Annotated in this window: 22 protein-coding genes; 20 read left to right on the top strand and 2 right to left on the bottom strand. The window is 60.2% G+C overall.

The window, feature by feature from the left end; translation table 11 throughout:
- Positions 1-143: 143 nt before the first annotated feature.
- Together CI807_RS07030 and CI807_RS07025 are read right to left on the bottom strand one after the other, a co-directional pair.
- Positions 144-1,364, bottom strand: a complete 1,221-nt coding sequence (locus CI807_RS07030) for a CaiB/BaiF CoA-transferase family protein (RefSeq protein ID WP_095014162.1) — start codon at positions 1,362-1,364, stop codon at positions 144-146.
- Between the two features lie 13 nt (positions 1,365-1,377).
- Positions 1,378-2,559: an acyl-CoA dehydrogenase gene (locus CI807_RS07025; RefSeq protein ID WP_003187423.1), complete on the bottom strand. Its 1,182-nt coding sequence runs from the start codon at positions 2,557-2,559 to the stop codon at positions 1,378-1,380.
- 157 nt (positions 2,560-2,716) lie between these two features.
- Between CI807_RS07025 and CI807_RS07020 the strand changes: the two genes are divergently transcribed.
- The 20 genes from CI807_RS07020 (at position 2,717) to CI807_RS06925 (ending at position 23,126) form a co-directional block, all read left to right on the top strand.
- Positions 2,717-3,616 carry a LysR family transcriptional regulator gene (locus CI807_RS07020; protein ID WP_177409565.1) on the top strand — a complete coding sequence of 300 codons (900 nt, stop codon included), beginning with the start codon at positions 2,717-2,719 and terminating at the stop codon, positions 3,614-3,616.
- 451 nt (positions 3,617-4,067) lie between these two features.
- The gene (locus tag CI807_RS07015; protein ID WP_095014160.1) at positions 4,068-5,189 is read left to right on the top strand and encodes a Re/Si-specific NAD(P)(+) transhydrogenase subunit alpha; all 1,122 of its coding nucleotides are present in this window, start codon (positions 4,068-4,070) and stop codon (positions 5,187-5,189) included.
- 15 nt (positions 5,190-5,204) lie between these two features.
- The gene (locus CI807_RS07010; protein ID WP_003187417.1) at positions 5,205-5,525 is read left to right on the top strand and encodes an NAD(P) transhydrogenase subunit alpha; all 321 of its coding nucleotides are present in this window, start codon (positions 5,205-5,207) and stop codon (positions 5,523-5,525) included.
- Positions 5,525-6,961 (top strand): NAD(P)(+) transhydrogenase (Re/Si-specific) subunit beta, encoded by a 1,437-nt coding sequence (locus CI807_RS07005; protein ID WP_095014159.1) that lies wholly within the window; start codon positions 5,525-5,527, stop codon positions 6,959-6,961. Before CI807_RS07010 ends, CI807_RS07005 begins: the two co-directional genes overlap by 1 nt.
- Positions 6,962-7,140: 179 nt before the next feature.
- Complete coding sequence (locus tag CI807_RS07000) at positions 7,141-8,634, top strand: acetyl-CoA hydrolase/transferase family protein (RefSeq protein WP_095014158.1); 1,494 nt, start codon at positions 7,141-7,143, stop codon at positions 8,632-8,634.
- Positions 8,635-8,952: 318 nt separating this feature from the next.
- Positions 8,953-9,168 (top strand): DUF1127 domain-containing protein, encoded by a 216-nt coding sequence (locus CI807_RS06995; protein ID WP_010168694.1) that lies wholly within the window; start codon positions 8,953-8,955, stop codon positions 9,166-9,168.
- Between the two features lie 263 nt (positions 9,169-9,431).
- Entirely contained in the window at positions 9,432-9,617 is a 186-nt protein-coding gene (locus CI807_RS06990; RefSeq protein WP_095014157.1) for a DUF1127 domain-containing protein, read from the top strand.
- A 136-nt stretch (positions 9,618-9,753) separates the two neighbouring features.
- Complete coding sequence (locus CI807_RS06985; protein WP_028618671.1) at positions 9,754-10,074, top strand: DUF2388 domain-containing protein; 321 nt, start codon at positions 9,754-9,756, stop codon at positions 10,072-10,074.
- An 80-nt stretch (positions 10,075-10,154) separates the two neighbouring features.
- Positions 10,155-10,463 carry a DUF2388 domain-containing protein gene (locus tag CI807_RS06980; protein WP_095017515.1) on the top strand — a complete coding sequence of 103 codons (309 nt, stop codon included), beginning with the start codon at positions 10,155-10,157 and terminating at the stop codon, positions 10,461-10,463.
- 39 nt (positions 10,464-10,502) lie between these two features.
- Positions 10,503-10,823: a DUF2388 domain-containing protein gene (locus tag CI807_RS06975; RefSeq protein ID WP_016978812.1), complete on the top strand. Its 321-nt coding sequence runs from the start codon at positions 10,503-10,505 to the stop codon at positions 10,821-10,823.
- On the top strand, positions 10,820-12,781 hold the full coding sequence (locus CI807_RS06970; RefSeq protein ID WP_095014156.1) for a DUF4105 domain-containing protein: 1,962 nt from the start codon (positions 10,820-10,822) through the stop codon (positions 12,779-12,781). Before CI807_RS06975 ends, CI807_RS06970 begins: the two co-directional genes overlap by 4 nt.
- A gap of 239 nt (positions 12,782-13,020) precedes the next feature.
- Positions 13,021-14,328 carry a CitMHS family transporter gene (locus CI807_RS06965; RefSeq protein WP_016978810.1) on the top strand — a complete coding sequence of 436 codons (1,308 nt, stop codon included), beginning with the start codon at positions 13,021-13,023 and terminating at the stop codon, positions 14,326-14,328.
- 65 nt (positions 14,329-14,393) lie between these two features.
- On the top strand, positions 14,394-15,161 hold the full coding sequence (locus CI807_RS06960) for a TerC family protein (RefSeq protein WP_016978809.1): 768 nt from the start codon (positions 14,394-14,396) through the stop codon (positions 15,159-15,161).
- A 210-nt stretch (positions 15,162-15,371) separates the two neighbouring features.
- Positions 15,372-17,030, top strand: coding sequence for a Na/Pi cotransporter family protein (locus CI807_RS06955; protein WP_016978808.1), 1,659 nt, complete (start codon positions 15,372-15,374; stop codon positions 17,028-17,030).
- A 57-nt stretch (positions 17,031-17,087) separates the two neighbouring features.
- On the top strand, positions 17,088-18,470 hold the full coding sequence (locus tag CI807_RS06950; protein WP_095014155.1) for a pitrilysin family protein: 1,383 nt from the start codon (positions 17,088-17,090) through the stop codon (positions 18,468-18,470).
- Between the two features lie 72 nt (positions 18,471-18,542).
- Positions 18,543-19,574, top strand: coding sequence for a DUF5924 family protein (locus CI807_RS06945; protein WP_095014154.1), 1,032 nt, complete (start codon positions 18,543-18,545; stop codon positions 19,572-19,574).
- Between the two features lie 55 nt (positions 19,575-19,629).
- A complete protein-coding gene (locus CI807_RS06940; RefSeq protein ID WP_095014153.1) occupies positions 19,630-20,778 on the top strand; it encodes an ABC transporter permease in 1,149 nt (382 codons plus the stop codon).
- Positions 20,775-21,578, top strand: coding sequence for an ABC transporter ATP-binding protein (locus tag CI807_RS06935; RefSeq protein WP_095014152.1), 804 nt, complete (start codon positions 20,775-20,777; stop codon positions 21,576-21,578). The genes CI807_RS06940 and CI807_RS06935 overlap by 4 nt, the downstream gene beginning before the upstream one ends.
- A 1-nt stretch (position 21,579) precedes the next feature.
- Positions 21,580-22,518: an MlaD family protein gene (locus CI807_RS06930; RefSeq protein WP_095014151.1), complete on the top strand. Its 939-nt coding sequence runs from the start codon at positions 21,580-21,582 to the stop codon at positions 22,516-22,518.
- Positions 22,515-23,126, top strand: a complete 612-nt coding sequence (locus tag CI807_RS06925; protein WP_095014150.1) for an ABC-type transport auxiliary lipoprotein family protein — start codon at positions 22,515-22,517, stop codon at positions 23,124-23,126. Before CI807_RS06930 ends, CI807_RS06925 begins: the two co-directional genes overlap by 4 nt.
- The last annotated feature ends 21 nt before the right edge of the window (positions 23,127-23,147 follow it).

Genomic DNA, 23,147 nt, shown 5'->3' with positions numbered 1-23,147 from the left:
TCGACTGCGCCGGAAGTGGGGCGAATTATAGACGTCTCAAATCTGCCGTCAACCCTTGATTTTGCTTTTCTATCAATTAGTTAGAGTTGATTAAAAAACCACCAACAAAGGGCCCGCCGCACCTTCTATATAGAGGAAAGGGTTCAGATAACACCGGCCGCCTTAAGAGCAACCACGTTCGCCGCGCCCAAACCCAGTACATCCTGAAGCACCTGAGCCGTATGCTCACCCAACAGAGGAGGCGCATTGCGGTATTCCACTGGTGTCTTGGACAACCGTATAGGGCTGGCAACCTGAGGCACCATCCCCGCCAACGCGTGAGGCAACTCCATTGCCAACCCACGCGCCTTGACCTGAGGGTCGGTAAATACCTGAGCCAAGTCATTGATCGGTCCACAAGGCACACCCACCCGCTCCAACTGCGACACCCACTCAGCCGTCGTCTTGAACACCGTCGCCTGACGAATCAACGGAATCAGTTCCGCCCGATTCGCCACCCGCACCTTATTAGTAGCGAAGCGCGGATCATCCGCCCACTGAGGCTGCCCAGCTACCTCGGCAAATTTACGAAACTGCCCGTCATTACCCACCGTCAAGATGAAGTCACCATCAGCCGTTGGAAAATCCTGATAAGGCACGATATTCGGATGCGCGTTGCCCAGCCGCTTTGGCGATACACCTGTCGTCAGGTAATTCATCGCCTGGTTGGCCAGGCAGGCCACCTGCACATCCAGTAACGCCATATCGATGTGCTGCCCGCCACCATCATGATCTCGATGAGCCAGTGCCGCCAAAATCGCCACCGTCGAGTACAGCCCCGTCAGAATGTCCGTCAGCGCCACTCCCACCTTGACCGGCCCAGCCCCTTCATCACCCTCGGGACGACCGGTCAGGCTCATGAGGCCGCCCAACCCCTGGATCATGAAGTCATAGCCCGCCCGCGCCGCATAGGGTCCGGTCTGGCCAAAGCCTGTGATCGAGCAGTAGATCAACTCGGGGTTGATCTCCTTCAGCGACTCATAGTCCAACCCATAAGCCGCAAGCCCGCCCACCTTGAAGTTTTCAATGAGGATGTCCGACTTGGCCGCCAGCTCGCGCACCAGCGCCTGCCCCTCCGGCCGCGTGAAATCGATCGTCACCGACTGCTTGTTGCGATTGGCCGACAAGTAGTACGCCGCCTCACTGGTGTTCTCGCCATAGGCATCCTTAAGGAAGGGCGGCCCCCAGGCGCGCGTATCGTCGCCGCCGCCCGGCCGCTCGACCTTGATCACTTCAGCCCCAAGGTCCGCAAGAATCTGCCCGGACCAGGGGCCCGCCAGTACTCGCGATAGATCCAGTACCCGCAGATGCGAAAGCGCGCCCATGGCCGTGCTCCTATTAATAGAACGCCTGAAGACCGGTTTGCGCGCGCCCCAGAATCAGAGCATGCACGTCATGAGTACCTTCATAGGTATTCACGACCTCCAGGTTGACCAGGTGGCGCGCCACGCCGAACTCATCGGAAATACCGTTGCCGCCGAGCATATCGCGCGCCATACGCGCGATATCCAGGGATTTGCCACAGGAGTTGCGCTTCATGATCGAAGTGATTTCAACCGCTGCCGTACCTTCATCCTTCATACGCCCCAGACGCAGGCAGCCTTGCAGGGCCAGAGTGATCTCGGTCTGCATGTCGGCCAGTTTCTTCTGGATCAGTTGAGTTGCAGCCAATGGACGGCCGAACTGCTGGCGATCCAGCGTGTACTGGCGAGCGGTATGCCAGCAGAACTCAGCAGCACCCAACGCGCCCCAGGAGATGCCATAACGCGCAGAGTTAAGGCAGGTAAAAGGGCCCTTCAAGCCACGCACATCCGGGAAGATGTTCTCTTCCGGCACGAATACATTGTCCATGACGATCTCACCGGTGATGGAGGCGCGCAGCCCGACCTTGCCGTGAATCGCCGGTGCGCTCAGGCCTTTCCAGCCTTTCTCCAAGACAAAGCCACGGATGTCACCGGCGTCGTCCTTGCCCCACACCACAAACACATCCGCGATCGGGCTGTTGGTGATCCACATCTTCGCGCCCGTCAGGCTGTAACCGCCGTCCACTTTTCGAGCCCGGGTAATCATCGCACCTGGATCAGAACCATGATTGGGCTCGGTCAGGCCGAAACAGCCGATCCATTCCCCAGACGCCAACTTCGGCAAGTACTTCTGTTTCTGCGCCTCGGTGCCAAACTCATTGATCGGCACCATCACCAGCGAAGACTGCACACTCATCATCGAGCGATAGCCGGAGTCGACACGCTCCACTTCGCGGGCAATCAACCCATAACTGACGTAATTCAAGCCGCTGCCGCCGTACTGCTCGGGAATCATCGCACCGAGCAAACCGGTCTCGCCCATCTCGCGGAAAATCGCAGGGTCAGTCTTTTCATGGCGAAAGGCTTCAAGCACGCGCGGCGCCAGCTTGTCCTGGGCGAACTGCTCAGCACTGTCGCGCACCATGCGCTCTTCTTCGGTGAGCTGTTGATCCAGCAGCAGTGGATCGATCCAGTTGAAGCTTGCCTTGCCAGCCATGAATAAGTCCTCGCGGAAAGAAACGGAAGTCGTGGAACCAGCCTAGGCGCGACAAGCGCTCAGGGCAAACGAGGTTTCCGCATAGGGTTGTGCTAATTTCTCACTTCGAAACCGCCAAAAAGCGCGCATATGCGCTTTACATGTGAGGACACGGTATATGCGCAGAAAAATTCCCAGCACTACCGCCTTGGTCAGTTTTGAAGCGGCGGCCCGCCACGAAAGCTTTACCAAGGCCGCACACGAGCTTTCGATCACTCAAGGCGCCATCTGTCGACAGATCGCCAGCCTTGAGGAGTTTTTGAGTGTCGAGCTGTTTCGTCGCTCGCGCCGAGGGGTAAAACTGACGGAAGCAGGACTGTCCTACAGCCGCCGCGTTGCCACACAGCTCGACGCAGTGGAGCGCGATACGCTTTCCGTCATGGGTCAGCAGGGCGCTAACACTATTGAGCTGGCGGTGGTCCCGACATTTGGCACTCAATGGCTGATCCCTCGCCTCAAGGACTTCCAACGCCAGCACCCTGAAGTCACAGTCAACCTCACGAACCGTACACGGCCCTTCCTGTTTGCCGACACCGAATTCGACGCCGCCATCTACTTCGGCGATGCCGACTGGTCCGGCACCGAATCGCACCGCCTGATGGGAGAAACCCCCATCCCCGTGTGCAGCCCTCGGCTATTGGGCAACAGCACACAATTCAGCCCACAGGAAATCGCAGAACTGCCTCTTCTGCAGCAAACGACGAGGCCCTACGCATGGCGCCAATGGTTCAACGCGCAGCAACTGAGCGTACCTCGCGACATGACAGGGCCCCGTTACGAGCTATTCTCGATGTTGTCTCAGGCCGCCATGCATGACATGGGGATCGCGCTGATCCCGCCGTTCCTCATCCAACGCGAATTAGCGGACGGCCAACTGGTGATCGCAAGCCACGAAGCACTGAGCAGCTCGAAGGCCTATTACTTGATGATTCCTGACAGGAAGGTCGAATCTGCCTCATTACACGCATTCAGGGACTGGCTGATCGACCAGTCACAGCGCTACAGCCCTTGTATTTAAAGGTAAAACAACATTGCTGACCCTGTAGTCAGCAAATTCGCAATCCTACAGATATACATATATGTCGCATTTCAACAGACTGTATCTGTCAGGCGAAAATAGGGCTCAAGGCCATGATCTATATGACTTGTAGCGACTATTACAAGCCAATGACCGACCATTCACACTAACGATGTCAAAAGATTGCAAAAAAGCCCGCAGCCCTTTAAGCCCATGTATTTGAACAGGTTATTTCAGGGTGTTGCGACAATCAGTCACAGGGTGACTTGTAGTTAATTTTTCGTCACCCGTCATAATCCCTTGATGGCCGTAAAGTTCGCCTGCAAAATGCCGCGCCCCGCTGTCATTTCAGCGGGATCGTGCTGATCGGCCGCCCCAGTTGCGCCACTCGCGGTGCACTGGCCTTTTTACAAAAAGATCAAAAGCAAAAAGATCATGCAGGAGATTTGACGTGCACATTGGTGTTCCTCTCGAAACCCAGACCGGTGAAACGCGGGTGGCTGCCACCCCGGAAACCATCAAGAAGCTGATCGGCCAGGGCCATAAGGTCACTGTACAAAGCGGAGCCGGCATCAAAGCCAGCGTCGTCGACAGTGCCTATGAAACGGCAGGCGCAACCATTGGCAGTGCCAACGATGCGTTTGGCGCCGAGCTGATCCTCAAGGTGGTAGCCCCCAGCGACAGCGAACTTGCGCTGATCAAAAGCGGCACCGTATTGGTGGGCATGCTCAACCCGTTCAGCAACGAAACCATCGCCAAGCTCGCTGAGCGCGGCATCACCGCCTTTGCACTCGAAGCTGCGCCGCGGACCTCGCGCGCTCAAAGCCTCGATGTGCTGTCGTCCCAAGCCAACATCGCCGGCTATAAAGCCGTGCTGCTTGCCGCTCATCACTACCCGCGCTTCATGCCGATGCTGATGACCGCCGCCGGCACCGTGAAGGCTGCCCGCGTGTTGATCCTCGGCGCTGGCGTTGCAGGCTTGCAGGCCATCGCCACAGCGAAACGACTGGGTGCGGTGATCGAAGCATCTGACGTCCGTCCGGCCGTTAAGGAGCAGATCGAATCCCTCGGCGCCAAGTTCGTCGATGTGCCTTACGAGACCGATGAAGAACGCGAATGCGCCGTGGGCGTTGGTGGCTACGCCCGTCCGATGCCAACCAGCTGGATGCAGCGTCAGGCCTTGGCCGTGCACGAACGCGCCAAGCAAGCCGACATCGTCATCACCACCGCCCTGATTCCCGGGCGTAAAGCGCCGACCTTGCTCAGCGCCGACACCGTCGCACAGATGAAACCCGGCTCCGTGGTGATCGACCTTGCCGCTGCCCAAGGTGGCAACTGCCCTCTGACGGTTGCCGACCAGGTGGTCGTCGAGAACGGCGTGATCATCTGCGGCCCGACCAACCTGGCCGGCGCTGTCCCCGCCGACGCCTCGGCCCTGTACGCGCGCAACCTGCTGGACTTCCTGAAGCTGGTCTTCACCAAGGAAGGGCAGTTTGAAATCAACCTCGAAGACGACATCGTCGCCGCGTGCCTGATGTGCCGCGACGGCCAAGTCATCCGCAAAAACGCCTAAGCAGGGATTCAGACGATGGAAGAGCTTATCTCCCCCGGTATCTACAACCTGATCATCTTTGTGCTGGCGATTTATGTCGGTTACCACGTGGTCTGGAACGTTACCCCCGCGCTGCACACACCATTGATGGCGGTAACCAACGCGATCTCCGCGATCGTAATCGTCGGCGCCATGCTGGCTGCCGCCCTCACCGTGACTCCGTTGGGCAAGACCATGGGCACCCTGGCCGTGGCACTCGCAGCGGTCAACGTGTTCGGTGGCTTCCTGGTCACCCGCAGGATGCTTGAGATGTTCAAGAAGAAAGCCCCGAAAGTAAAAGAAGAGGCGCCTAAGTAATGAGCATGAATCTCGTCACGACGCTCTACTTGATCGCGTCGATCTGCTTCATCCAGGCGCTGAAGGGCCTGTCGCACCCGACCACGTCGCGGCGCGGCAACCTGTTCGGCATGCTCGGCATGGCGCTGGCGGTCCTGACCACCGTCGGCCTCATCTATAAGCTGGGTGCCGAGTTGGCAACGGCAGGCATTGGCTATGTGATTGTTGGCCTGCTGATCGGCGGCACCGCCGGCTCGATCATGGCCAAGCGCGTAGAAATGACCAAGATGCCTGAACTGGTAGCGTTCATGCACAGCATGATCGGCCTGGCTGCGGTGTTCATTGCAATTGCCGCAGTAGTGGAGCCGCAATCCTTAGGCATCGTCAAAAACCTGGGAGACGCTATTCCTGCGGGCAACCGCCTGGAGTTGTTCCTTGGCGCAGCTATCGGCGCAATCACCTTCTCCGGTTCGGTGATTGCATTCGGCAAACTGTCGGGCAAGTACAAGTTCCGCCTGTTCCAGGGCGCACCGGTACAGTTCGGCGGCCAGCATAAACTCAACCTGGTGCTGGGTCTGGCGACGCTGGCCCTGGGCATCACCTTTATGTTCACCGGCAACCTCACCGCCTTCGCGCTGATGCTGGCCCTGGCCTTCGTGCTGGGCGTGCTGATCATCATCCCGATCGGCGGCGCCGACATGCCTGTGGTCGTGTCGATGCTCAACAGCTACTCCGGCTGGGCAGCGGCGGGTATCGGTTTCTCGCTGAACAACTCGATGCTGATCATCGCCGGCTCTCTGGTGGGCTCCAGCGGCGCGATCCTGTCGTACATCATGTGCAAGGCGATGAACCGTTCCTTCTTTAATGTACTGCTCGGCGGTTTCGGCAATGCGCCGGATGCCGGTGCAGCGGCGGGCTCTAAAGAAGCACGCCCGGTCAAATCCGGCTCGGCTGACGACGCGACCTTCCTGCTGACCAACGCCGACACCGTGATCATCGTCCCGGGTTACGGCCTGGCCGTAGCACGTGCACAGCATGCGCTCAAGGAACTGACCGAGAAGCTGACCCACCACGGCGTCACCGTGAAGTACGCGATCCACCCGGTGGCTGGCCGTATGCCAGGCCACATGAACGTGCTGCTCGCCGAGGCCGAAGTGCCTTACGACCAGGTGTTCGAGATGGAAGACATCAACTCCGAGTTCGGCCAGGCCGACGTGGTGCTGGTGCTCGGCGCGAACGACGTGGTCAACCCGGCCGCCAAGAACGATCCAAACTCACCGATCGCAGGCATGCCGATTCTCGAAGCCTTCAAGGCCAAGACGATCATCGTCAACAAACGCTCGATGGCCAGCGGCTACGCTGGCTTGGACAACGAGCTGTTCTACCTGGACAAGACCATGATGGTCTTCGGTGATGCCAAGAAGGTCATCGAAGACATGGTCAAAGCCGTCGAGTAACACTGCTTCAGCGCAATACTCGAAACCCCGGCCTCCAGTAGGCTGGGGTTTTTTATTACCACATGAAACCCGACCAAAGGCTCTAAATCGCTGCCTGGCATTCGACCATGGTAGCGGGCCGAAATTTTTTGAAATCACTAAACTGCGCACCTTGCTTCCGTAGCCTGAGATAACAATCCATGTACCGTGATCGTATCCGCTTGCCTTCGTTGTTGAACAAGGTCATGAGCGCGGCAGACGCCGCCGCACTGATCGAGGACGGCATGACTGTCGGCATGAGCGGCTTCACCCGTGCCGGTGAAGCCAAGGCCGTCCCCCACGCTCTGGCCGAACGCGCCAAGACCTCGCCGCTGAAAATCACCCTGATGACCGGCGCCAGCCTGGGCAATGACCTGGACAAGCAACTGACCGAAGCGGGCGTGCTGTCGCGACGCATGCCGTTCCAGGTCGACAGCACCTTGCGCAAGGCGATCAACGCCGGCGAAGTGATGTTTATCGACCAGCACCTGTCGGAAACCGTCGAGCAACTGCGCAACAATCAGCTCAAGCTGCCGGATATTGCGGTGATTGAGGCGGTCGCAATCACTGAGCAAGGCCACATTGTGCCGACAACGTCTGTAGGCAACTCGGCCAGCTTTGCGATTTTCGCCAAGCAGGTAATCGTCGAGATCAACCTGGCACACAACCCGAACCTGGAAGGGTTGCACGACATCTATATCCCGACGTACCGGCCAACCCGTACGCCAATTCCGTTGGTGAAGGTCGATGACCGGATCGGCAGTACTGCGATTCCGATCCCACCGGAAAAGATCGCCGCCATCGTCATCACCAACCAGGCCGACTCCGCATCGACCGTGACGCCACCCGACAGTGACACCCAAGGCATCGCCAATCACCTGATCAACTTCCTCAAGCAGGAAGTCGACGCCGGCCGCATGACCAACAAACTCGGGCCGTTGCAGGCCGGCATCGGCAATATCGCCAACGCGGTGATGTGTGGCTTGATCGAATCGCCGTTCGAAGACCTGACCATGTATTCGGAAGTGTTGCAGGATTCGACCTTCGACCTGATCGACGCGGGCAAGCTGAGCTTTGCTTCGGGCAGCTCGATCACCCTTTCAGAACGGCGCAATGCCGACGTATTCGGCAACCTGGAGAAGTACAAGGACAAACTGGTGCTGCGCCCGCAAGAGATCTCCAACCATCCGGAAGTGGTGCGTCGCCTGGGCATCATCGGCATCAACACCGCGCTGGAGTTCGACATCTACGGTAACGTCAACTCCACCCATGTCTGCGGCACGCGGATGATGAACGGTATTGGTGGTTCCGGGGATTTCGCGCGCAATGCGCACCTGGCGATCTTTGTTACCAAATCCATTGCCAAAGGCGGGGCGATTTCCAGCGTGGTGCCGATGGTCAGCCATGTGGACCACACCGAGCATGACGTCGACATCCTGGTCACCGAGGTTGGGCTTGCCGACCTGCGTGGCCTGGCGCCACGGGAACGGGCGCGGGTGATCATCGATAACTGTGTGCACCCCGCCTACCGCGATGCCCTGAACAGTTACTTCAACGCCGCCTGCGCCATCGGCGGGCACACCCCGCACATCCTGCGTGAAGCACTGAGCTGGCACATCAACCTGGAAGAAACCGGGCATATGCTCAAGGCGTGATTGATACAGATCCGGGCTGATGCAAACACAGTTTCATCAGCTTGATCTCTTCATTGCCATTTCTAGAAAAAACTGTACTGCTGTACCGGTCATTTCCTACCGAAATATCCCACACATTACTTCGAAAACACCTATTTCGCACCACTTCAGTGCGGACAGGTACAGTTGCCCCATTTCTGTACAGTACAGCACCCATAAACAGTTAACTGGCCCCTCACAATACAGGTGAACTGTATCTAGAGAGTCTTGCGCCGGAAGAGGATCATTGGCATCAGTTAAACCACTACCTAATCCCGCCACAAGCGGAAGGATGTCATCATGGAACGTACACTCAGTTCCGATCTGTTCTTCGAAGAAAAAGCTGTAAACACCCAGGCCTCCCTGCCTCTGCGCGTTATCGCCAACCTGATGTTGTGGCAGCGCCGTATCTCCAGCCGCCATCAACTGGCTCGCCTGGATTCGCGTCTGCTGGCTGACGCAGGCATCAGCGAAGCTCAACGCTACGAAGAGCTGAGCAAGCCGTTCTGGCGCTAACTTAGCGCTCGCTGGCCCTGACCTACCGGGTCCACCGCCAGCACCCTGATTTGTCAAAGCAAAGCCCGCCACGGGAAACCGGAGGCGGGCTTTGTTGTTTCCGGGGTTTGGGTTTTCAGCGGGAAAACAGTGACACAATTCGCGGACAGGTACAGTTTAAAAAATACAACAGTTAAGCAGTACAATTTAACTCCAGTGTATCTGTATCGGTCACATGCTCTCACTGAACATGGTGTTCCAAGACCTCATGAAAGGTGCACGCCATGAACAATCCAACCCACAGCTATAAGCGGTTGTTACGTCGAGCCGCTTCGACCCTCGCCAAATGGCTGCGCCAGGCCTATGAACGGCGCCAACTGTCTCAGCTGGATAGCCGTGAACTGTCCGACCTGGGCATCAGCCGCGGCGATCGAATGAACGAGCTGTCCAAACCGTTCTGGCGTGACTAGGCAGTCAAGACGCTTCCCGAACGGATAAACGGCGGCTTAATATCCAGTCACCACGTGGCGAACCGCGTAGTACGGGCGTCTGATCCCCAATGGTTGCCCTGCGCCACCTTATCCGTTCATCTACAGGAGTCATCCCATGTCCCGTCTTCGCCTGCTGAGTGCCGCCGCCCTGTTGGCCCTGGCTGCCAACGCCAACGCGACCAGCTTCATCGTGACCACCGACTCCATCGTCGGCGCGCTTAAAGCCACCTCCGACGCTACTTCCGATGCCACCTCGTCCCTGCGCGACAACAAAGTCGTGCGCGCCGCCCGTGACGACGCCGCCAGCTTTGTCGCCAGCGAAGGCGCCATCCGTGGTGTGAAACTGGAAAGCGCCCTGGCCCAGATCCGCCAACAAGCGCCGCAGTTGAACACCGCAACTGACGCACAGTTGGCCCAGGCCATCCTGGCGATCTGAATGCAGGGCTAATGCCTGGGCGCTGGCTCTCGCCCGGGCATTACGCTAGCCTTGGCGCTCGTTTTCAGTTGTCGAGTCCCATGGCTTTTTCATACCGCCTTTTAATAGTTCCAGTATTGTTTTGTGGCGCTTGGTCGGCCGTGGCTTCGGCCTTCGACCTGACCACCCAAAGCACCGTCGCCAGCGCGTACGCCACCAGCAAGGTGACTTCCGCGCCCTTCGACAGAAAAGTGATAATGGCCGCCCAGGATGACGCTGCCGCGTTTATCGCCACTGACGGCCAATGGCGGGGGGCACGGTTGGAGTCAGCGCTGGATTATCTGCGCCGCAGCCAACCAAAACTTAACGCCAGCGACCTTGAACTGGCGCAAGCAATTCTCGTCCAATAATCATCTTTATATTTCTATCTTTGTATTCGGAGTCATCTCATGCGTAGCCCGCTGATCGCCGCCGCCCTTGGCCTGCTGGTATTGGCCGACGTTGCCCAGGCACAGACCCTGGTGGCCACCAGTAACATCATTGTTCGCGCCTCTGGCCGCACCATTGATTTCACCTCGGACACCACCACCTCCATCCGCGACTCCAAAGTCGTGCGCGAAGCCCACGATGACGCTGCCAGCTTCGTCGCTACCAACGGCGAGATCCGTGGTGCACGCCTGGAAGCCGCCTTCGACACCCTGCGCACCCGTCTGCCGGAAGCCCGCGACGCCAGTGACCAGACCCTCGCCGAAGCTATCCTCGCACTGTGAGGCGAATGGCCGCCTGGCTCCTGGCCGGGGTTGTACTGCTGTGTGCTAGCGCAGCCCAGGCCGGCCTGCAACTGCGGCTCAAGACCGATGGCTTGAGCCCGGCTGAACAACAGGCCAGCCAGGCGTTGCTCGACGAAGCGATGCGTGCTTTACCGCCTAGCTTCATCGAGCAGTTGGACCGCCGCATCGATGTCGGCTGGACCGACAAGATGCCCGAGAACGCCTACGGGCAAGCCTCCCTGGTGTCCGAGCTGGACCTCAACCGCAACTTGCTCGCCAGCCTGACCGACGGCAGCGCCGCCACCCAGAAAACCAATCGCCCCCACGGCACTGTGCGCCGCGAAATGCTCGCCACCGTGCTGCATGAACTGACGCACATTTATGACCGTGCACGCCTGTGGTCCAAAGCAGACCGCGCACTGATCAACCGCTGCAGCCGCCAGAACAATCTCACCGGCCTGATCGGCCTGCCTGATCAATGCCGTGGCCAGAATGGCCGACGTTTTACCCTCAGCGATGACCCGCGCCTGCTGGACCTTGCCGGCTGGCCGCAATACGTCGGTCGTCGTGGCGAGCGCGAACAGAACAACCATCAGGTCGCGCGCAGCCCGGACATCTACGAAACCACCAGCCCCTTGGAATTCGTCGCAGTCAACATGGAGTACTTCCTGCTTGACCCGAGCTACGCCTGCCGCCGCCCCTCGCTGTTCCGTTATTACAAAGAACACTTTGGCTGGGCGCCGCCGAACCAAGATACTTGCGCCAACACCTATGCTTTCCTGAACGCCGGCAACGATTTCGCCAAGACGCCGCTGGGCCATGTCGACCCGGAGCGCGTCTACGAAATCGACTACCTGCTGGCCGAAGCCAACCAGAACCTGGTGAGCCGCTGGGGCCACAGCATGTTGCGCCTGGTGATCTGCGCACCGGGTCGCCCACGTGGACCGGATTGCCGGTTGGACCTGGACCAGCACCTGGTGTTGTCCTACCGGGCGTTCGTGGGTGACGTACAGCTGTCGAGCTGGGACGGACTGGTCGGCAAATACCCGTCGCGCCTGTTTGTCCTGCCGTTGGCGCAAGTGATCGACGAGTACACCAAGACCGAGTTGCGCGGCCTGGCCTCCGTGCCGTTGAAACTGACCCGCCAGGAAATCAACGATACCGTCGAGCATGCCGCCGAGATGCACTGGAGCTACGACGGCAACTACTTCTTCATTTCCAACAACTGTGCAGTGGAGAGCCTGAAACTGTTACGCAGTGGCAGCGCCAACCCGCAACTGACCGGCCTGGACAACATCACCCCCAACGGTTTGCTTGAGGTGTTGAGTGCTCGTGGCCTGGCCGACACCAGCGTACTGGACGACAAACGCCGGGCGTTACGCCTGGGCTATCACTTCGACTCCTTCCGCGAACGCTACCAGGCGATGTTCGATGTGCTGCGCAAACACCTGCCGATCAAACAGACCCAGGTCGAAGACTGGCTGTCTCTCAGCGCAGAGGAGCGCCGCCAGTGGTTCGGCCAGGCCGATCTGCGCACCAGTGCTGCGCTGTTGCTGCTTGAGCAGGCGAGCTTTCGCAAGCAGTTGATGCTGGCCCAGGACGAAGTCAAGCAACGGTACCTCGGCGCCCGCGAGCTGAAAAACGGCGGCATGGAGAAAGCCAACGCCACGCTGCAACAGATCCTCGCCAACAGCGGCTTCCTCAGTCGCCCGGCAGAACTCTTGGGCAGCGGCGGCTATGGCCTGCCGCAGCCTTCGGAAGCCAAGCGCCTGGAATCGGAAAGCGCCGAGCGCCAGAAGCAACTGCAATCACTGACTGGCGAGTTGGATAAAGAGGTGAGGGCGCTGCTGGAGCCTTCCCGCTCCGCCGAGATTGCCGCCTGCGAAGCCAACCTCAAGCAGGTAGGCGAGCATTTGCGGGCCTTGCACAAGGCGGCGGGCGGCCTGGAGCTGCCCTGAAACGCCGAATAACCCTTCATCACCCTTTCAGCCGGCGAAAGCTGGCTGAAAGCTTACCCGTCTAGGATCGCCTCCACTGCCGGCAACAGACCGGCTGTTAACAACAACAATGGTGATTCCCGATGTCCGCTCGTACCCGCCTGTTCGCCCCCACTCCACCCGTACGCCTCGTGCCTTTCGTTCTGCGCTGACCCCCTCGGTTCGCCATTCCCTAGCCGCGCTACGCCTGGAGTACTCCTATGCTGACTTTCCTTGGCTTTGCCATGGTCATCACGTTCATGTTCCTGATCATGACCAAGCGCCTGTCCGCGCTGATCGCCTTGATCATCGTGCCGATCCTGTTCGCGCTGTTCGGTGGTTTTGCGCCGGAGATCGGCCCGATGATGCTCGCGGGCATCACCAAGCTCGCGCCGACCGGCGTGATGCTGATGTTCGCCATTCTCTACTTTGCCCTGATGATCGACTCCGGCCTGTTCGACCCGGCCGTGCGCAAGATCCTCAAGATGGTCAAGGGCGACCCGCTGAAAGTCTCGGTCGGCACCGCCGTGCTGGCCCTGGTCGTGTCCCTCGACGGTGACGGCGCTACCACCTACATGATCTGCGTGGCCGCCATGCTGCCGCTGTACCAGCGCATCGGCATGAGCCCGCGGATCATGGCTGGCTTGATCATCCTCGCCGGTGGCGTGATGAACATGACCCCCTGGGGTGGCCCGACTGCACGCGCGGCCAGTGCGCTGCATGTGGACCCGTCGGACATTTTCGTACCGATGATCCCGGCAATGGCCGCCGGCGTCGTCGCAATCCTGGTGATCGCCTACATGTACGGCCTGCGCGAACGTGCACGCCTGGGTGAATTGCACCTGCAAGGCGACGAGATCGACCACAGTGAAATCAGCGTGTCGCAATTCCCGGACGCCCGACGCCCGAAACTGATCTGGTTCAACGGCGCGCTGACGTTCGCCCTGATGTGCACGTTGATCGCCGGCCTGTTGCCACTGCCAGTGCTGTTCATGGTGGCGTTCAGTATCGCGATGATCGTCAACTACCCATGCCTGCAGATGCAAAAAGACCGCGTCGCCGCACACTCCGGCAGCGTATTGGCGGTGGTGGGGCTGATCTTCGCGGCCGGTATCTTCACCGGCATCCTGTCGGGCACCGGCATGGTCGATGCCATGTCCAAGAGCCTGCTGGCCGTTATCCCTGAAGCGCTGGGCCCGTACCTGGCCGTGATCACCGCGCTGGTGAGCATGCCGTTTACGTTCTTCATGTCCAACGATGCGTTCTACTACGGCGTATTGCCCGTACTCGCCGAAGCCGCCAGCCACTACGGCATCACGGCAGCAGAAATGGGCCGTGCGTCGATCGTCGGGCAACCTGTGCACCTGTTGAGCCCGCTGGTACCTTCGACCTACCTGCTGGTCGCTTTGGCGGGTATCGAATTTGGCGATCACCAGCGCTTCACCCTCAAGTGGGCAGTGCTGGTATGCCTGTGCATAATGGTCGCCGCGTTGCTGATGGGGATTATTCCGCTGTTCAGCACTCTATAATCGTACCAACTCAACCGCGCGGCGCTGCAGCTTGCGCGGTTTAACACTTGCTCAAAGGAATACACATGGAATGGCTGACCAATCCGGAAATCTGGATTGCCTTCTTCACCCTGACGGCCCTCGAGATCGTCCTGGGCATCGATAACATCATCATGATTTCGATCCTGGTCAGCCGCATGCCCAAGCATATGCAGGCGCGCACCCGGATCTTCGGCCTGGCGCTGGCCATGATCACGCGCATCCTGCTGCTGCTGTCGATCACCTGGGTGATGCAACTGACCGCCGACCTGTTCGTGGTATTCGGCCAGGGCATTTCCGGTCGCGACCTGATCCTGTTCTTCGGTGGCCTGTTCCTGCTGTGGAAAAGCTCCCAGGAGATGTACCACGCGCTGGAAGGTGAAGACGAAACCCACGACGAGCCGAAGGGCGCCGGTGGCAAGTTCATCTACACCATCATCCAGATCGCCATCATCGACATCGTGTTCTCCCTGGACTCGGTGATCACCGCCGTCGGCATGGTGTCCCATGTCCCGGTCATGGTCGCGGCGATTGTCGTGGCGGTATTGGTGATGATGTTGGCTGCTGGCACCATCAGCGAGTTCATCGACAAGCACCCGTCGCTGAAAATGCTGGCGCTGTCGTTCCTGCTGGTCGTAGGTACCGTGCTGATCGCCGAATCCTTTGATGTGCACGTGCCAAAAGGCTACGTCTACTTCGCCATGGCGTTCTCGCTGGCGGTGGAAGCGGTGAACATCAAGATGCGCACAGCCATCGCGAAAAAGAAAAAACAGCAGGATCCAGTGAAACTGCGCAAAGACATTCCGGGTCAATAAACCCGAGCCAGACAAAAAGGGGCTTTTTAAGCCCCTTTTTTGCATCCACAAAAAGTTGATTTCATGACAGTTTTGTTTCAATCCCCACTTTAGCTATGCGATGCTGGCGCAGAGCCCATTCGCCAACTACAGCTTAAGTACAAGACGTAGAGCGGCACGCGGCAACTTTCCTTCGCTCACTTTAGAGCGCACCCACACGGGGGGCCGAGCATGCTGACCTTGCTCAATCTGCTTTCCGCCGTGACCCTGCTGATCTGGGGCACGCACATCGTCCGTACCGGCATCCTGCGGGTCTACGGGTCCAACTTGCGCCAAGTCATCGGGCAGAACATGTCCAAGCGCTGGCTGGCGTTTATCGCCGGTATCCTGGTGACGGCCATGGTGCAGAGCAGCAACGCCACGGCCATGCTGGTGACTTCCTTTGTCGGCCAAGGCCTGATGGGGCTGATGCCCGCCCTGGCGACCATGCTCGGCGCCGATGTCGGTACGGCATTGATGGCGCGGGTGCTGACGTTCGATTTGTCCTGGCTGTCGCCGCTGCTGATCTTTCTCGGGGTGATTTTCTTCCTGTCGCGCAAACAGACGCGGGCAGGGCAGTTGGGCCGCGTGGGGATCGGCCTCGGGTTGATCATCCTGGCGCTGCAACTGATCGTCGAAGCCGCTGGGCCCATCACCCATGCCCAGGGCGTGAAAGTGCTGTTCGCGTCCTTGACCGGCGACATCCTCCTCGACGCCTTGGTCGGCGCCTTGTTCGCGATGATTTCCTACTCCAGCCTGGCGGCCGTCCTACTGACCGCGACCCTGGCCGGTGCCGGAGTGATCGGCTTGCACGTGGCCATCGGCCTGGTGATCGGCGCCAACATCGGCAGCGGCGTGTTGGCCTTTCTCAGCACCAGCATGCAGAACGCGGCCGGGCGCCAGGTGGCGCTGGGCAGCCTGCTGTACAAATTGATCGGCCTGTTGCTGATCATTCCTGTGCTGGACCCGCTGGTGCTGTGGATGGATGGCTTGGACTACAGCGCCCAAGGCATGGTCATCACCTTCCACCTGCTCTACAACGTCAGTCGTTGCCTGATCCTGCTGCCGACCATCGGCCCGATGGCAAAGCTGTGCGCCTGGCTGCTGCCCGAGCGCGAAGAGGTCAACGGCAAGGCCAAGCCGCGCCATCTGGACCTGACGGCACTCAGCACCCCGAGCCTGGCCCTGGCCAATGCCGCCCGTGAAACCCTGCGCCTGGGCGACCTGATCGACAACATGCTGACCGCCATGCAGGAAGTGCTGCGCGGCAAACAGACCGCCATCACCCAGGAAATGCGCAGCCTCAGCGATGATGTCGAGTCGCTGTACAGCGCAATCAAACTCTACCTGGCACAAATGCCCCGCGAAGACCTCAGTGAACAAGACAGCCGCCGCTGGGCCGAAATCATAGAACTGTCGATCAACCTCAAACTGGCCGGCGACCTGATCGAACGCATGCTGCGCAAAGTGCAGCAGCAGAAAACCTCCCAGCGTCGCCAGTTCTCGGAAGTGGGCCTGGAAGAACTCACCGGCCTGCACAGCCAGTTGATCGCCAACCTGCGCCTGGGCCTGTCAGTGTTCCTCAGCGCCGACCCGGAAAGTGCCCGCCAATTGCTGCGCGAAAAACGCCGCTTCCGCGCCCAGGAACGCCGCCTGGCCCACGCGCACGTGAGTCGCCTGCAGAGAAAAATCGTACAGAGTCTGGAGACCAGCTCCCTACACCTGGAGCTGATTGCGGACATGAAACGCCTCAACTCGTTGTTTTGCAGCAGTGCTTATGTAGTGTTGGAAACGTCCGACACCGGCGCGCTCTCCGCCGAAGATATTGCCGACATCACACACTCGCCTTGAACGGATGATGGCCCGCGAAGTCAGTTAAAACTGACCTCACTCGCCAGGAAGCTTGTTATGCGTCGCCTGTTGTTCGCCTGCCTGCTCATGGGTTCTGCCCATGCCTTCGCCTTTGACCGCCTGCAAGTCGAGGGCTACACCTTGCCCAACGGCCTGCAATTGCTGCTCAAGCCGGGCACCGAACGTGGGCATGTGGCGATCCGCCTGGTGGTGGGCGTGGGTCTGGATGACTTCAGTTGCGAGGACAAAGAGCTGCCGCACCTGCTGGAACACTTGCTGTTCAGCGGCATCGACGGCGGTGGAGAAGGTGAGCTGGAAGACCGCATGCAAGCCCTGGGCGGCGAGTGGAACGCCTATACCAGCAACGCCGACACCACCTTCGTGATCGAGGCGCCCGCGCAAAACCAGCGCAAGGTGCTGGACCTGTTGCTGGCGATTATCACGCGCACCGAATTGACCGACGCCAATATCGACGCCGCCAAGCGGGTGGTGGAGCGCGAAGACGGCGGCCACTACTCACACCTGCAACGCCTGCTGGACCGCCAGGATCTAGGCCACACCGCCAGTAATCAACTGGCCGTCGAACTGGGCCTCAAATGCGCCGAACGCGCCGAGGTCGACCATCTGACTCGCGACCAGTTGGAGAACCTGCGCAAAAACTGGTACGCGCCCAACAACATGACCCTGATCATCGTCGGCGACCTCGACAAATTGCTACCGGCCTATCTGGAACGTACCTATGGCCAACTCGACCCGGTCGAACCCACGGAACACCCGGCACTCCCGGAAATCCAGCGTGCCGCCGCCACCCACCGCGAACTGATCCACGGCTGGGTCGGCGATAGCGCCAAACTGCACTGGCTGTTCCCGGAGCCGGTACTGGACAATGGGCATGATGAAACCTACGACCTGCTCAAGGACTACCTCGACTGGGCGCTGTACCGCCAACTGCGCCTCAACCACGGTTTGTCCTACGGCCCGTGGAGTGAACGCGAAGTGCTCGGCGGCGTCGGCTTCCTCAGCCTGAACGCCGACCTGGAACGGGAAAACCTGCCCGAAGCCGAACAGGTCCTTCAGGACCTCAGGGCGCAGTTGCTCAAAGACGGCCTCGACCCGGCGGTGTTTGCCCGCCTGCAACAAGCCGCCGTCGCCCGTCAGGCCTGGGCCGTGCAGGGCAACAGCGCACTGGCCGACTATTACTGGAGCGCTTCCGGCGATTACAACAACGGTCACTTCAGCGACCCGGTCAAACGCATCAAGGCCGTGAGCCTGGACCAGACCAACCAGGCCATGCGCCAAGTGTTCAAGCAACCCGGCTACTGGCGTATCGAGAAGCCGCTGCTCAGCTACGACATGCTGAGCTGGATCGGCGCCGGTGTCCTCGGGCTGATCGCCTTTGTGTTGATCGGCGTGCGGCTTTATCGCAAACGGATCGCGTAATGACGCAACGTACGACGGGCTAAGACGTTATTCTGTCTAGGATTTTTTCCTACAAAGACTGCGAACCGCCAGATGCCAAACCTGACCCACGTAATCCAGCGCATTCTCGAGCTGATGAAGCGCTACCCAGGGGTGATTGCACTCGGCGGCTTCATCTCGGGCGTGGGCAGCTTCATTCTGGTGGATCGCCAGCAGGGCATGGCCAGTTGGATCGCGGTGATCATGCTGGTGAGCTGGTTGTGGCTGATGCTGGAAAACAGCTTCACCCAGCTGTTCACCAAAGTCTTCAAGCGCGAAATCCCCGAACCGCTGCTGCGCTACGCGACCCAGATGATCCATCAGGAAAGTCTGTTCTTTGTATTGCCGTTCTTTTTCATCACCACGGCATGGAACAGCGGTCAATCGGTGTTCACCGGCCTGCTCGGCGCGGCGGCGCTGGTGTCGATCGTCGACCCGCTGTACTACAAATGGCTGGCGCCCAAACGCTCACTGTTCCTCGCGCTGCACACCTTCACCCTGTTCGCCGCACTGCTCACCGCGCTGCCGATCATCCTGCACCTGACCACGGCCGAAAGTTACAAACTCGCCTTGGGCGTGGCCATGGCATTGTCGATTCCAACCCTGGCTGTGAGCATGCCGCTACGCAGCCTTAAAGGCTGGGCGATGTTACTCGGGGTCACGGCCGCCATTGGGTGCGCCGGGTGGTTCCTGCGCAGTTGGGTGCCGCCGGCCACCTTGTGGATGACCGAAGTGGCCATCAGCACCCAACTGCAAGACCGCACGCCGGGCGACGACCTCAAGGAAGTCACCGCCGCCCAACTGCGCGGCGGTGGGTTGTACGCCTACACCGCGATCAATGCGCCGCGCGGGTTGGATGAGCGCATCTACCATGTGTGGCAATTCAACGGCAAAGAGGTCGACCGCATCGCCCTGGATATCCACGGCGGGCGCAAAGAGGGCTATCGCGCCTGGACCCACAAACAGAATTTCCCCGGCGACGCCGTGGGCCGCTGGCAAGTGCGGGTACTGACCGAAGACGGGCAGGTGATCGGCGTGTTGCGCTTCAAAGTGACGGACTCAGCACAAACGGACAACCCAAAGTAGGCAGGTTCGTGCTATTACGTAGGAATTGTGGATAGCCAAACAAAGCTCGGAGCTTATGACCCCCCCTACGACGGCCGGTGCAGCCCACCTCGACACGTCCACCACCCCGCCACAACTGAGGATTACGGGGGACTGGACGCTTGCCCACTACGCCAACCTGAAGAAGCTGTCGGACACGCTCGACGGCCAATACGATGCCGGCGCACGCATCGACCTCAACGGCCTCGGCGCCCTGGATACTGCCGGCGCGTCGTTGCTGGTGGAGTTGCTGGGGCCAAGCCGCATCGAGCAATCCGCCGAGCAGACCGATTGCAGTCTGTCTGCCGCTGACCGCGCCCTGCTCAAGACCGTCTACCGCTCCCTGAATGACTTTTGCGTGCCGGACAAGGCGCCCGAAGAAACCGCCGGCATCCAGGTGCTGGCGCGCATTGGCAGGGCGGTGGACACCGTCTGGCAGGACAGCAAGAAACTGCTGGGTTTTATCGGCCTGATCCTCGAAACCTTCGCCCGTGGCATTTTCCGCCCCAAGCGCTGGCGCATCACGCCCATGGTCGCGCACCTGGAACAAGTCGGCCTCGACGCCGCACCCATCGTGGCCCTGCTGACCTTTCTGGTGGGTGCCGTGGTGGCATTCCTCGGCGCCACCGTGCTCAAGAGTTTTGGCGCAACTATTTTTACCGTCGACTTGGTGGCGTTCTCTTTCCTGCGGGAATTCGGCGTGTTGCTGACCGCGATCCTGATCGCCGGCCGCACCGCCAGTGCCTTTACCGCCCAGATCGGCTCGATGAAGGCCAACGAAGAAATCGACGCGATCCGCACCCTGGGGCTGGACCCGATGGAGCTGCTGGTGCTGCCTCGCGTGCTGGCATTGCTGGTGGCGCTGCCGATGCTGACCTTCCTGGCGATGCTCTCGGGGATTGTCGGCGGCGGCGTGGTCTGCGCCGTGGCCCTGGATATTTCGCCGGCAATGTTCCTGTCGCTGCTGCAATCGGACATTGGCGTGCAGCACTTCCTGGTGGGCATGGTGAAAGCGCCGGTCTTCGCGTTCCTGATCGCCGCCATTGGCTGCCTGGAAGGCTTCAAGGTCAGCGGCAGCGCCGAGTCCGTCGGCGCCCACACCACCTCCAGCGTGGTGCAATCGATCTTTGTGGTGATCGTGCTGGATGCGGTCGCCGCGCTGTTCTTCATGGAGATGGGCTGGTGAGTCGTCTACACCGAGCGCCCACCGAGGCGGTGATTGAAGTGCGCGGCCTGTGCAATCGCTTTGGCAGCCAGAGCGTGCACGAGCACCTCGACCTGGATTTATACAAGGGCGAGATTCTCGCCGTGGTCGGCGGCTCCGGCAGCGGCAAGTCGGTGCTGCTGCGCAGTATCGTCGGCCTGCGTCGACCCAGCGAAGGCGAAGTGCGGGTGTTCGGCAAGAACCTGCCGAGCCTGCCGGAACATGAGCGCTCCCTGGTGGAACGGCGCTTTGGCGTGCTGTTCCAGAAGGGCGCGCTGTTTTCTTCGCTGACCGTGACCGAAAACGTCGCGCTGCCGTTGATCGAACATGCCGGCCTCAGCCGGCGCGACGCCGAGCACTTGGCCGCGGTGAAACTTGCCCTGGCCGGGTTGCCATTGTCGGCGGCCGACAAGTACCCGGCGTCGCTGTCCGGCGGCATGATCAAGCGCGCCGCTCTGGCCCGCGCGTTGGCGTTGGACCCGGACATCCTGTTCCTCGACGAGCCCACCGCCGGCCTCGACCCGATTGGCGCGGCGCAATTCGACCAACTGATCCTGACCCTGCGCGATGCGCTGGGCCTGAGTGTGTTCCTGGTCACCCACGACCTGGACACGCTGTACACCATCACCGACCGCGTGGCGGTGCTGGCGCAGAAGAAAGTGCTGGTGGCCGATGCCATTGATGTTGTCTCGGAAACGGACGACGCATGGATCCACGAATATTTCCACGGCCCCCGTGGCCGCGCGGCATTGGATGCCGCTCAATCGCTTAACGAGGTATGACATGGAAACCCGAGCCCATCATGTGATGATCGGTCTGTTCAGCGTGATCGTGGTGGTCGGCGCGATGCTGTTCGGCCTGTGGCTGGCCAAGTCCAGCGTCGACAGCGCCTTCCAGGACTACGAAGTGATCTTCAACGAGGCGGTCAGCGGCTTGTCCCAGGGCAGTTCGGTGCAGTACAGCGGGATCAAGGTGGGCGATGTCATCAGCCTGAGCCTGGACCCCAAGGATCCGCGCCGCGTGCTGGCACGTATCCGCCTGGCCGGGCAGACGCCGGTCAAGGAAGACACCCAGGCCAAGCTGGCCCTGACCGGCATCACGGGTACCTCGATCATCCAGCTCAGTGGCGGCACCCCGCAGAGTCCCGAACTCAAGGGCAAGGACGGTAACCTGCCACAGATCATCGCCTCACCATCGCCCATCGCGCGCCTGCTGAACAACAGCAACGACCTGATGACCAGCGTCAACTTGCTGCTGCATAACGCCAACCACATGTTCTCCCGCGAAAACGTCGAACGCCTGAGCAACACCCTAGACAACCTGCAACAAACCACCGGCGCCATCGCCGACCAGCGCGGCGATATCAAGGTGGTGATGCAGCAACTGATGCAAGTGAGCAAACAGGCGAGCGCCGCCCTGGAGCAGACCACCGTGCTGATGCGCAACGCCAACGGTTTGCTCAACGAACAAGGCAAGCAGGCCTTCGGCAGTGCCGAGCAGGCCATGAAATCCCTTGAGCAAAGCACCGCGACCATCAACACCTTGCTGACCAACAACAAGGACTCGGTGAACAGCGGCATGCAAGGCCTCAACGAACTGGCGCCGGCCGTGCGCGAACTGCGCGAAACCCTCGGTTCGCTACGCGCCATCTCCCGACGCCTGGAAGCCAACCCCAGCGGTTACCTGCTGGGCAGCGACAAGAACAAGGAGTTCACGCCATGAAGCGTGCTTACCAAATGATCGCCCCTGTGGCCCTGGCGCTGATGAGCGCGTGCTCGATCCTGCCCAAGGCCGACCCTTCCGATGTGTATCGCCTGTCCTCGGCCCAGACAGCCAGCAAGGCCGCGCCGGTCAGTTGGTCATTGCGCGTGAACAAGCCGCAGACCAGCGAATTTCTCGACAGCCCGCGCATTGCCGTGGTGCCCAATGGCGACCTGATCAGCAGTTATGCCAACTCGCGCTGGAGCGACCCGTCGCCGGTGCTGCTGCGCAACCGCTTCATGGACGGCTTCCAGCGCGATGGCCGGGTGACGCTGCTGAGCACCGACGATACCAATCTGCAGTCCGACTATGAGCTGGGCGGGCAACTGCAGGCATTCCAGAGTGAATACCACGACAGTGCGGTGGAGGTGGTGATTCGCCTGGATGCGCGGTTGGTGCGTGGGCGTGATCAGCGGATTGTTGCAAGCCGCAGGTTTGAGGTGCGGCAGCCGGTGAGCGACACCAAGGTGCCAGCGGTGGTGGCCGGGTTTGGGCAGGCGGGGGATCAGTTGAACAAGCAGGTGGTGGATTGGGTGGTGAGTCAAGGCACGGCAGCGCACCCACTGTAGGAGCGAGCTTGCTCGCGAAAA

Source organism: Pseudomonas sp. NS1(2017) (assembly GCF_002269425.1).
Classification (GTDB): domain Bacteria; phylum Pseudomonadota; class Gammaproteobacteria; order Pseudomonadales; family Pseudomonadaceae; genus Aquipseudomonas; species Aquipseudomonas reactans.
This window is presented reverse-complemented; position numbering and strand designations above follow the sequence as displayed.